The 10,844-nt window shown below is 65.5% G+C and carries 11 protein-coding genes; 2 read left to right on the top strand and 9 right to left on the bottom strand.

Translation table 11 applies throughout. The features are described from left to right. Nucleotides 1-243 precede the first annotated feature (243 nt). From LL972_RS15615 to LL972_RS15605, 3 genes are all read right to left on the bottom strand, one after another. Nucleotides 244-1,899 (bottom strand): phosphoethanolamine transferase, encoded by a 1,656-nt coding sequence (locus tag LL972_RS15615; RefSeq protein WP_228328364.1) that lies wholly within the window; start codon nucleotides 1,897-1,899, stop codon nucleotides 244-246. After that, nucleotides 1,896-2,660 carry a phosphatase PAP2 family protein gene (locus LL972_RS15610; protein WP_228328363.1) on the bottom strand — a complete coding sequence of 255 codons (765 nt, stop codon included), beginning with the start codon at nucleotides 2,658-2,660 and terminating at the stop codon, nucleotides 1,896-1,898. The genes LL972_RS15615 and LL972_RS15610 overlap by 4 nt, the downstream gene beginning before the upstream one ends. A 100-nt stretch (nucleotides 2,661-2,760) precedes the next feature. Continuing rightward, nucleotides 2,761-4,494: an ArnT family glycosyltransferase gene (locus LL972_RS15605; RefSeq protein WP_228328369.1), complete on the bottom strand. Its 1,734-nt coding sequence runs from the start codon at nucleotides 4,492-4,494 to the stop codon at nucleotides 2,761-2,763. A gap of 135 nt (nucleotides 4,495-4,629) precedes the next feature. Here LL972_RS15605 and LL972_RS15600 point away from each other — a divergent pair, with 135 nt between their 5' ends. Beyond that, nucleotides 4,630-5,346 carry a response regulator transcription factor gene (locus LL972_RS15600; protein WP_228328362.1) on the top strand — a complete coding sequence of 239 codons (717 nt, stop codon included), beginning with the start codon at nucleotides 4,630-4,632 and terminating at the stop codon, nucleotides 5,344-5,346. Further along, nucleotides 5,339-6,622, top strand: coding sequence for a sensor histidine kinase (locus LL972_RS15595; protein ID WP_228328361.1), 1,284 nt, complete (start codon nucleotides 5,339-5,341; stop codon nucleotides 6,620-6,622). The genes LL972_RS15600 and LL972_RS15595 overlap by 8 nt, the downstream gene beginning before the upstream one ends. Here the strand turns inward: LL972_RS15595 and LL972_RS15590 are convergent. The 6 genes from LL972_RS15590 to LL972_RS15565 all read right to left on the bottom strand — a co-directional run bounded on the left by LL972_RS15590 (nucleotide 6,619) and on the right by LL972_RS15565 (nucleotide 10,779). Beyond that, nucleotides 6,619-7,434 (bottom strand): sugar phosphate isomerase/epimerase family protein, encoded by an 816-nt coding sequence (locus LL972_RS15590; protein ID WP_228328360.1) that lies wholly within the window; start codon nucleotides 7,432-7,434, stop codon nucleotides 6,619-6,621. The two genes, LL972_RS15595 and LL972_RS15590, sit on opposite strands and share 4 nt — an antisense overlap. Nucleotides 7,435-7,763: 329 nt before the next feature. Further along, entirely contained in the window at nucleotides 7,764-8,255 is a 492-nt protein-coding gene (locus tag LL972_RS15585) for a hypothetical protein (RefSeq protein ID WP_228328368.1), read from the bottom strand. A gap of 69 nt (nucleotides 8,256-8,324) precedes the next feature. Next, nucleotides 8,325-8,582: a cell division topological specificity factor MinE gene (gene minE / locus LL972_RS15580; protein WP_005994583.1), complete on the bottom strand. Its 258-nt coding sequence runs from the start codon at nucleotides 8,580-8,582 to the stop codon at nucleotides 8,325-8,327. 2 nt (nucleotides 8,583-8,584) lie between these two features. Then, nucleotides 8,585-9,394 (bottom strand): septum site-determining protein MinD, encoded by an 810-nt coding sequence (gene minD, locus LL972_RS15575; RefSeq protein ID WP_228328359.1) that lies wholly within the window; start codon nucleotides 9,392-9,394, stop codon nucleotides 8,585-8,587. Nucleotides 9,395-9,429: 35 nt separating this feature from the next. Beyond that, entirely contained in the window at nucleotides 9,430-10,176 is a 747-nt protein-coding gene (minC, locus tag LL972_RS15570) for a septum site-determining protein MinC (RefSeq protein ID WP_228328358.1), read from the bottom strand. 3 nt (nucleotides 10,177-10,179) lie between these two features. Then, nucleotides 10,180-10,779, bottom strand: coding sequence for a GNAT family N-acetyltransferase (locus tag LL972_RS15565; RefSeq protein ID WP_228328357.1), 600 nt, complete (start codon nucleotides 10,777-10,779; stop codon nucleotides 10,180-10,182). Nucleotides 10,780-10,844: the final 65 nt, after the last annotated feature.

Below are 10,844 nucleotides of genomic sequence, written 5' to 3'. Positions count from 1 at the left end.
CCAGAATCCGAACAGATAAGGCTCTGGCGCGGCATCCATGCCGCTCAAGGTCCCGCGACGGTGGGCGGGCAAGGACCTGTCGAGATTGTCGGTGCCCATGGGTTTCAACAAAGCAATCGGCAAATTTTTTCTGGTGCGGTGTCCTCGCCACACGGTCCCCAGGGACGGGTTCACGGCATGTCCCGCGAGCGGTGGGGGCACCGTGCCTCCGATAAACCATGCTTTAAAGAAATCCAGTCGTGTCTATCCCGTGCATTGCGCGAACAGATCGCGCTCACGTGCATAGGCGCTGGTCTTGACCTGCATCAGCCCGAGCACCGACGGAAACAGCGCGTCCTGGTCGGTGTACTGGCCGGCACGGTGGCGCAGGCAGGTTTCGTCCAGGCCGCGGTCGCGCGCGAACTCCGGCGAGAACCACATCACCATCGGCACGTGGGTCTGTTCCTTGGGTGCGATCGCGTATGGCACGCCATGCAGGTAGAGGCCTTTTTCTCCGAGTGATTCGCCGTGATCGGAGAGGTAGATCATCGCGGTGTCGTAGTCCTGCAGCCCGCGCAGCGTGTGGATGGCCTGGTTGAGGAAGTGATCGGTATAGGTGATGGAATTGTCGTAGGCGTTGACGATGTTCTGGCGGCTGCAACTGCCCAGGTCAGCGGTCTTGCACACCGGTTTGAAGCGCTCGAACTGTGCCGGGTAGCGCTCGAAGTAACTCGGCCCGTGGCTGCCGAGTTGATGTAGCACCACCACGCGGTCGCCGGGCTTTGCGCGCACTTGCGCAGCCAGGTCGCTCAGCAGGATCTCGTCCATGCAGCGGCCATCGGCGCACAGCCCTGGCGTGGTGGCATCGTCCAGCTTCTGGATGTCCAGGCCATCGCAGACGCCCTTGCAGCCGGACTGGTTGTCGCGCCACAGCGTGGAAATGCCGGCATGTTCGAGCACATGCAGCAGCGACTGGTGACCGCGGATCGTGTCCTCGTTGTAATCGCGGCGGCCGAACGGCGAGAACATGCACGGCACCGAGACCTCGGTGCTGGTGCCGCAGGAATGCATGTCAGGAAAATTGATCACTCCGGCCTGGGCCAGCTCGGGCGTGGTCTGGCGCGCATAGCCATTGAGGCCCCAGTTCTGCGCACGTGCGGTTTCGCCCAGCACCACCAGCAGCAGGCGCGGACGGCTGCCCGGTGCACGTGGTGTGGCCATGGCATCGTGTTCGACCGGTTGCTTGGGCGCATGCTTGATCGGCGAATCGGATTTGAGGTTCTGCCGCAGTGCCACGATGTAGTTGATCGGCGTGGCCAGGTAACGCACCTCGCGGTGATTGCGCATCAACGCCGAGACGTCCTGCGACGACAGCATCGCGCCGGCCGCGCCAACCACTGCCACCACCAGCAAGAAGCCGGCGCGGATTGCCAATGATCTGCCGATGCTGCGTGCTTGCAGGCGCGTGCGCCACAACAGCGTGGCCGGAATCAGGAAGTAGCACAGCAGCGGCAGGATCAAGCCGGGCGTGAGCAGTTCGCGCGATTCCTTGTGGTCGGTATGCAGCACGTTGCGCAGCATGTCCGCATCCAGGTAGACGTTGTAGCTGTCCATGTAGTGCGCAGCCAGCGCGGTGGTGAACAGCAGTAGCGTCAACAGCGGCTTGGCGTTCCAGCGCCACACCAGCAGGCCCAGCAATAACGCATGCACGGCCACCAGCAAGGCCATCAACGAGATGGCAAACCCGAGACTGCCCGGATGCGTGGCCATGGCCGTGTGCCAGAACAGCTGGTTGCACACCAGTGCGAAGAACAGACTCGACAACAGCACCAGGGTCTCGGTCGAGACCGTCGGTCTCGTCGTCCAACTCAGTGCGCGCAGGCGCTTGAATCCACGCGATTGCGGTAGATAGGTACTCATGCTGCATCCCCCGATTGCAACACCACAACATTGGCGCGATGCGGTCGAGCCAGCATCACGCAGTACAGTGCAAGTGCAGTTCCCCAACACACCGCCAGCGACCACAGGTCGTGCGACAGGAAATGCGCGCCGCGTAATTGCTGCGCAATCCCGAACAACAAGCCTGCCGCGATGCCCAGCCACAATGCAGGAACACGCCACGCAGGACGGAGTGCCAGCGCACAGAAATACAGCGCCACCCATGCATAACCGGCGCTGGCGTGGCCTGCAGGAAAACAACCGGACGCAGCAATGCCGTGGCGCGATTCGAATAGCCCGATCATTTGCTGGGTGCCGCCGTAACGGCTCAGATCCCACGGGCAATCCATCGCCGTCCACGACTTGAGCAAGGACACCAGCGAGGTCGACAGTGCGATCGATGCAGCCAGATACGTCAGTGGCCAGCGCAGCACACGCAGGCGCGGCCGGTACCAGGCAACCAGCGCCAGCACCAGCACGCTGACAGCGCCAGCGGTGCTCAACCATTTGCCGACACGGTGAATCACGCCGCTGGTGAACCAGTGGTCCTTGAGCAGCCAGTGCCCACCTTCCAGCCGATACAGCGCATCGGCAATCCACTGGTCGCCGCCGGCTCCCATCAACAACGCGCTGAGCACCAGCACACCGGCCAGCGGCAGCCACAGATGCCGAATGAGAAAGCGGGTTTGCGCAACAGTGGCTGTGCGCGCCAGGGCAGGTGCGTATACGGGAAGCGTGGTCATCGAAGCATCGGCCGGTGGTCTATGCCCGGCATCTTCGAAAGCGGCATGTCGGAAAGCGGTCGGACCGGAGTTGCCCGGCGGTTAACGCGCTACCCGGCGTTCAGTCTGTCTCGCTGTCGCCACCGCCAGGGTCGCTGTCGGAGGCGGTTGCAACGCAGCCGGCATGCCATGCCGTTCCGTGTATTAACTGCCATTGATTGCGGTTGGACTCGCCAATATCGATCCGCTGTGCCGGATCGATGCACGCCGGTACCGCCTGCTTGAGGACGAACAGCCAACGACGCTCAGGTGCGTGTGCAAGCCAAGGACCTGCCTTGGCCCACTGCTGCTGCCAACTCGCCTTGAAGCCGAAGTCGGTGACCGGTCGATCCGCCTGCAGCATGTTCTGCTCGCGCCAGGCCAGCATGCCGAGCTCGGCCTCCGGGCCAATGCGCTGTCCCACGCGCTGCATCAAGCCAGCGGCAGAACTGTAGGGGTCCAGTGCGCGCATCAAGCCCAGGCCGTACACGCTCCATAGTGCGGCGGTCACCACCACCACCGCGGTGCCGGTGTGCTTGCCACGCGACCATGCAATTGCCGCCAGGCCGACCACGCCCAGGCCGATCAACCAGACACCGACCGACTGCAGCGAGGCCAACTCCATTCCGCGCTGCAAGGCGGTGTTTTCTGCCCAGTGCAGATGCAAGGCAATACCGCACCCCAGTGCCAATGCCGCCACTGCGAGCAGGAGGACATAGCCGGTCAGCAGCACACGGACGCCCCGACGACGCAGCAGCCCGGCCAGCAGCGGTGCCGCGGCAATGCACAGGGCCGGCAGCATCGGAAAGATGTAGACCTCGCGCTTGCCCGGGCTGGCGCTGAAAAACACCAGTACCAGCAGGCTCCAGGCAAGCAGCAACAGATAGCGCGGATCGCCGCGCCGCAGCCGGCGCCACCACGCCGGCAGCAGCCCTGGCAACAACAGACAACCTGGTAACCACAGCGTGGCGATCACCTGCAGGTAGTACCAGGTCGGTTTGACGTGATGCCAGGCATGCGCGTAACGGGTACCGGTCTGCTTGAACAACAACTCGTGCGCGTACGCATGCAGCGCCGTGTCGTTGTTCTGCCATAACGCGATGCCGAGCGGACCAAGCCATACCGCAGTGCCGGCCAGAAACGCCGGCAGCACCAGCAACCAGCTGCGCCCGGCCTGTGCGCGTGCCGGCAGCACGCTCCAGTGCCTGGGCGGCAGCGCCATCCACGGCAGCAACAGCAGCAATGGCAGAAAGCCCACGCCCTTGGTCACCGTCCCCACGCCGGCTGCGAACACCCCCAGCGTCCATGCGCGCCAATCCGGCCCGCGCAGCAGATGTCGCAGCATCCCCCACAACGACAGCGTGGTCAGCGCCACCAGCACCATGTCGATCTGCGCACGCTTGGCCATCAGGCCGAACTGCAGCACCGCAAACAACGCCAGTACCGCATGCCGCGCCACGCGCCGGTTCCACAACCGCCGCGCGGTGTCCCAGGTCAGCCATAACGTGGCGAGCGCAGCCAGCAGCGACGGCAGCAGGAACGCGACAGGCCAGTGCGGTACCAGCTCGTAGCTGGCCGCCTGCAACCACATGAACACCGGCGGCTTTTCGGCATACAGTTCGCGGCCGCGATGCGGCAGCAACCACTGGCCGGTCTCGACCATGCCGCGCGCGGCCAGCACAAAGCGTGGCTCGTCCGGCGGATTGGGCTGGCGCAGGCCCAGACCAGCCAGCAGGCTGACGACGATCAGCAGCACGGCGGCAAGCAACGCACGCTGGCGGGAAATGGCGGCGGAGATGGCAGGCGACACGCGCACGCCCTGATCGGTGGGCGCCACACTATCCGGCAAGCAGGTCGGAATTTTGTCGGAACCGTCGAGAGCGGCTGTGTTCGGCCAGGCTCGGTTAGGATGCGCACATCGTCCCTGCCGGGCCGCTCTGGAAACGCGCTCATGCGGCTGCTGGTCATCGAAGACAACCGCAATATGGTTGCCAACCTGTTCGACTATTTCGAAGCGCGCGGGCACACCCTGGACGCCGCGCCCGATGGCGTCACCGGCCTGCATCTGGCCACCACCCAGCACTACGACGTGCTGGTGCTGGACTGGATGATGCCGCGCATGGACGGCCCGGAAGTACTGCGCCGCCTGCGCGAGCAGCACCAGTCCGAATTGCCGGTGATCATGCTCACCGCCCGCGACGAGTTGCCCGACAAGATCGCCGGCTTCCGCGCCGGTGCCGACGACTATCTGACCAAGCCGTTCGCGCTGCCGGAACTGGAAGTCCGCATCGAGGCCCTGCTGGCACGTGCGCATGGGCGCCGACGCGGCAAGTTGCTGCAGGTGGCCGATCTGCGCCTGGATCTGTCCACGCTGGAAGCCACCCGCGCCGGACAGGTGCTGCACCTGTATCCGGCCTGCCGCAAGTTGCTGGAAGTGCTGATGCAGGCCAGCCCCGCCGCCGTCACCCGGCAGCGGCTGGAGCAATCGCTATGGGGTGACGACCCGCCCGATGGCGACATGCTGCGCTCGCATATCTACGAATTGCGCCGCAGCGTGGATGGCCCGTTCGCGCAGAAACTGATCCACACCCTGCCGCGGCTGGGCTATCGTCTGGCGCCGCTGGAAGGTGCCGGCGATCTGGCTACGGGCGAGTGCCGCGATGGTTAAGCAGCGCCCGTTGGGCCGTCGCGTGCTGGTGTGGTTGTTCGGTTACACGCTGCTGATGGTGCTGGCGGTGTTCGGCACTGCGCAGTATCTGCACGAACGCGCAGAACATGGCGTGTGGCGCTCGTTGTTGAATTCGGAGCTGGACAGCATCCTGGATCGCAGTGCGCAGAGTCCGGATTACCACTGGCAGGACTCGGATACCTTGCGGCTGTATCGCGTCGACGGCAGCGCGGCGGTGCCGCCGGTCCTGCGCACGCTGCATCCCGGCCTGCACGACGAGCTGGAGATCGCCGGCCGCCAGAGCGCGGTGATGGTGCGCGACACGCCGCATGCCGGGCGCCTGGCGCTGGTGCTGGATATCACCGACTTTGAAGCGCTCGAACAGTTCATCACCCGCTGGATGCTGGCTGCCGGTGTCGCGTTGATCGGCATCACCTTGTTGATGGGCACGTATGCGATGGCGCGGCTGGTGCGCCCGCTGGTGGAGCTGGCGCGCGACATCGGTGCGCTGCGTCCGGAGCGGCGTGCACAACGCATTGCTGTTGGCCCGCAGGGCAGCGCCGAGCTGTACGTGATTGCCGATGCGCTCAACGATTATCTCGATCGCAACGGCCAGTTCGTCGAACGCGAACGCGCCTTTATCGACAGTGCCAGCCACGAGTTGCGCACTCCGCTGGCGGTGATCGGCAACGCCGCCGAACTGGCGCTGGAACAACCCGGCACACCGCCGGCGGTGCGTCATCAACTGGAGCGCATCGCGCAGACCAGTGCCGCGGTGGAGCAGTTGATCACCTTGTTGCTGGTGCTGGCCAAGGACCCCGGCCGGCTGACGCGCAGCAGCGATACGCTGCGTCTGGACCAGTTGCTGCCGGAGATCGTCGCCGACCACGCGCATCTGCTCGCCGACAAGGATCTGCAGGTACTCACCGACCCGCTTCCGCCGTGCAGCCTCACCGCACCGGTGGCGATCGTGCAGACCGCCATCGGCAATCTGTTGCGCAACGCAATCGAGAACAGCGACCGCGGCATCATCCGCGTTTCGCTATCGGCACCAGGTGTGGTGCGCATTGCCGACCCGGGCCACGGCATGACGCCGGAGGAGATCAGTGCGATCTACGCGCGGCTGGCGCGCGACAACGCACGCCAGGGCAACGGCATCGGGCTGGAACTGATCGGACGGCTCTGCGAGCATCTGGGCTGGCATCTGCACCTGGATTCCAGCGCGGGACAGGGCACGGTGGTGACGCTGGATCTCAGCGGCGCGCAGCGCAGCTAAGCGCCGGCACGCTCAAGGCAGCTGCGCAGTGCGGCCATCGCCGCCGCCGCGGTGGCCGGGGCCGCGGCGGCCTTGCGGACATCGTTGAAGACCTCGATGCCGATCGGTCCCGTGTAGCCCATGCCGGCCAGGCGCCGCAACAGCGCCGACAGCGGAAAGCAGCCTTCGCCCGGCAGCAGGCGCGCATGCCGCGCCACTGCGGCCAGCGCACCTGGCGCCACCGGCTGCGCCACATCGCATAACTGCACGTTGGCGATGCGCGTGGCCGGGATGGCGTCCAGGTCGTCCAGCCCGCGGCCTGGCGCGAACAGGTGGTAGGCATCCACCACCAGATCGATGTTGTCCACGCCGCTGGCACGCACGCTTGCCCACGCGGCAGGCAGGGTGTGATTGACCGTGCTCCACGCCATCGGTTCGTAGGCGATGCGCAGGCCGTGCTCGGCCGCGGCACGGCCCAGCCAGCGCAGATCCTCGACGATCCGTGCAGGCACGGCGTCGGCACGCGTGTTGGCCGGTGCCTGCACCACGCCCGCGCCCAACGCGGCGGCGGTTTCCAGCATCTGCAGCGCGTGCGTGCGGCACCGGTCGCGTTGCGCGTCAGTGGCACCGTCCACATCGCGCAGCACCTGGTAGTCGGTCAGTGCAAGCCCTAGCTGTTGAAGGGCGCCGCGCACCTGCGCCGGCGATCGCGCCAACTGCTGCAGGTCCTGTTCCCACAACTCGACCGCATCGAAGCCGGCCGCCTGTGCGGCCGACAATTTATCGGCTGCGGTGCCGCCCAGCAGCACCGTGTTGAGAAACAGGCTGTGCATGCGCTGCATGCCTACGCGGCCTGGCGTTGAGGAGATGTCTGCGTCGTAGTGATGCTGCGCGGGGTGACCTGCAGTGCTACGAAACGCCGCGCCTGGCGATGCGCGCGACCTGCACGGAGACGGCAGCCGGCATGTTTCACGCGCAGGCACTCGGCATGGTCTGTGCGGATGCCGACGACACCGTCGTCTGCGGCCTGCTTGTGCCACGCAGTGCAGTGCCACTGCAGTGCGTGGCCACTGGTTCGATTCTGGGGCTGCATGCTGGCAGCCTATATAAGCCGGCCCGCAGGCACGCCACGGCCTGACGATCAGGCAGCGGCAATCCGGCGTTACTGCGGCAACAGGTTGCGCGCGAGCAGCCAGCTGCGCGCATTGTCCGCATCCTGCTCGAACCAGGCGCGCGTGGATCCGAGCCGGTAGGTGTAGCCCCAGATGTCCATGTCGGCCATCAGGCGCGCGCTGCCCACGCCCGGCAATTGCTCGGCCAGCAGGATCTGCAGGTAACAGGTGGCGTCTTCTTCATCCACCGAATCGGTGGCGTCGGTATGCACGGCCGCGCGTTTGTCGGCCGGCAGGACGATCAGGTGCCCGGCCTCGTGCAGCAGCGAATGCACCGGCGTGTCGTCACGCACATAGACATCGCAGCCAATAATGCCAGCCTCCGGTTCGCCCCAGAAACTGCCGGGGATCGGTGCCCCGGCCTCCACCCGATGCAGGCGCAGACCATAACCGGCGAGCAGGGCGGCGGGTGCATCCAGGCCGATATCGCCCACGCACAACACGCTGGCTGGCTCGGGGCTGGAGGAAGAATCGATGGTCACACGCAAGGGCTCGCGGTCGGTTCGGGCCGTCAAGGCGGCACCGTGGAAGCACGGTGCCGCAGGGGACGCTTACTTGTCGCCGTCTTCGGGCAAGGCGACGGAAATATCGAGCACGTCATGCTCACCATCCTTGACCAGATCCACCCGCACCGCATCGGCGTCGATGTTGACGTACTTCTTGATCACTTCCAGCAATTCGCGCTGCAGCAGCGGCAGGTAATCCGGCCCGCCGCGGTGGTTGCGCTCCTGCGCAATGATGATCTGCAGGCGGTTCTTGGCCGTCTCGGCGGTGTTCTTCTTGCTCTTGAGAAAATCGAGCAGGCCCATGCTTACCCTCCGAACAGCTTGCTGAAGAAGCCTTTCTTCTCCACGGATATGAATCGCATCGGGCGCTCTTCGCCCATGATGCGGGCGACCGCGTCGTCGTAGGCCTGGCCGGCCGGGGACTCGGCATCCAGGATCACCGGCTCGCCCTTGTTGGAAGCGTTGAGCACATCGCCGGATTCGGGGATCACGCCGATGGCCTTCAGCCCCAGCACTTCTTCCACGTCGGTGATGCTGAGCATCTCGCCGCCTTCCACGCGGCCCGGGCTGTAGCGGGTCAGCAGCAGGAAGGCCGGCACGGTCTGGCCTTGCTCGGCCTTGCGGGTCTTGGAATCGAGCAGGCCGATGATGCGGTCCGAGTCGCGTACCGAGGAGACTTCCGGATTGACCACCACCACCGCGCGGTCGGCGAAATACATCGCCAGGAACGCGCCTTTCTCGATGCCGGCCGGCGAGTCGCAGACGATGTATTCGAAGCCGTCGGCGGCCAGGTCCTTGAGCACCTTCTCCACGCCTTCCTGGGTCAGCGCGTCCTTGTCGCGGGTCTGCGAGGCAGCCAGCACGTACAGGTTGTCGAAGCGCTTGTCCTTGATCAGCGACTGCTTGAGCGTGGCTTCGCCATGCACGACATTGACGAAGTCGTACACCACGCGCCGCTCGCAGCCCATGATCAGGTCCAGGTTGCGCAGACCGACGTCGAAGTCGATGACGGCGACCTTCTTGCCGCGCCGTGCCAGCCCGCAGGCCAGGCTCGCGCTGGTGGTGGTCTTGCCAACGCCGCCCTTGCCGGAGGTGACTACGATGATTTCAGCCAAAGGATTTCTCCGAATATTTCTGTGGTTGGGCTGCGTCAGTCCAGCGCAGCGATCTTGATCTGATCCTGCTCCAGCCAGACCTGGACGGCCTTGCCACGCAGGTCCATGGGAACATCGTCCAGCACCTTGTAGTGGCCAGCGATGGCAACCAGTTCGGCGTGGAAGTCGCGGCAGAAGATGCGCGCGTCAGGGTTGCCCTGGGCGCCGGCCAACGCGCGGCCACGCAGGGTACCGTAGATATGGATGCTGCCGTCGGCGATGACCTCCGCTCCGGCACCGACCGTACTGAGGACAGTCAGGTCGCAGTTTTCCGCATACAGCTGCTGGCCCGAGCGCACCGCGTTGCGTTGCATGCGGCCAGGTGCCGGGCGTGCGACGGGCGCGGCAGGTTCGGCGCGCGCCGGCGGTGGTGGGGGAGGCGGTGGGCTCACCGCGGTGGGCTCGTATTGCGCCCGGAACTTGGCCAGCAGCGGCACCCCGAGCTGCTGCGAGAGCAGGTCGATCTCGCTGGTGCCGTAGGCCAGCGCCACCGGCAACACGCCGGCATCGCGCAGACCGTCCAGCAGCGCCTTGGCCGTGGCCAGGTCCGGCACCTGCGACAGCCCGCCGAAATCCAGGATCACCGCCGCGCGTCCGAACAACTTCGGCGCGCGGGTCACGCGCTCGCGCATCTCGCGCACCAGGCGCGGCACGTCCAGCGTGCGCACGCGCAGGTTGGCAATGCCCACCTGGCCGATCTTCAGTTCGCCGGCTTGTTCGAAATCCACATTCACGCTCGCCACGCCTCAGCTCCCCGTCGACGGGTTGTCGGTGGCTGCGGCATGCCGCGGCCGGCCGACCCACGGCAACTGCTCGGGCAACTTGCCGGCATAGGTCTCCTTGACCCACGGATAGCTGCACATGTCTTTCATCAGCATGCTGGCGCGCACCTCGACGTCGGCCATGGTGTTCTGGCCGACCTCGCGGAAGCCGAAGCTGCCATGGAACAGCAACGCCGCATCGGCGCCATGGTCCAGGAACACTTCGCAGGCCAGTTGCGGGTAGCGCAACTCGGTGTAGCTCTGCACATCGGCATAGAACGCACGCCCGACACCGCCGCCGCGACGGCGGCTGGCGACCACGATGCGGTCGATGTAGAAGAATTCCGGGTGACGGTCCCGGAACCAGGCGAAATTGCTGCTGTCATGCGCACTGCCGCTGCCGAACCCGACCAGGAACCCGGCCAGGTTGCCGTCGCGCTCGGCGACGCGGAAATATTCGGCCTGCTCGTAGAAACGTTGCAGCTTGGTTGAATCCAGCGGCAGGATTGCCAGTCCGGCATTGTTGTTCAGGGCCAGGACGGAATCGAGCTCGTGCTCGCGCACGTCGCGGATAACGATCGACATTGGGACTCCGTGGGGTAACGCTCTCGACCCGAAATCGGATCTGCGTCGGATTATTGCATGCGTGG

The sequence above is a fragment of the Xanthomonas campestris pv. asclepiadis genome (genome assembly GCF_020784175.1).
Taxonomy (GTDB): Bacteria; Pseudomonadota; Gammaproteobacteria; order Xanthomonadales; family Xanthomonadaceae; genus Xanthomonas; species Xanthomonas campestris_D.
Note: the sequence above shows the minus strand (reverse complement) of the source record. Positions and strands in the feature narration are given on the sequence as shown.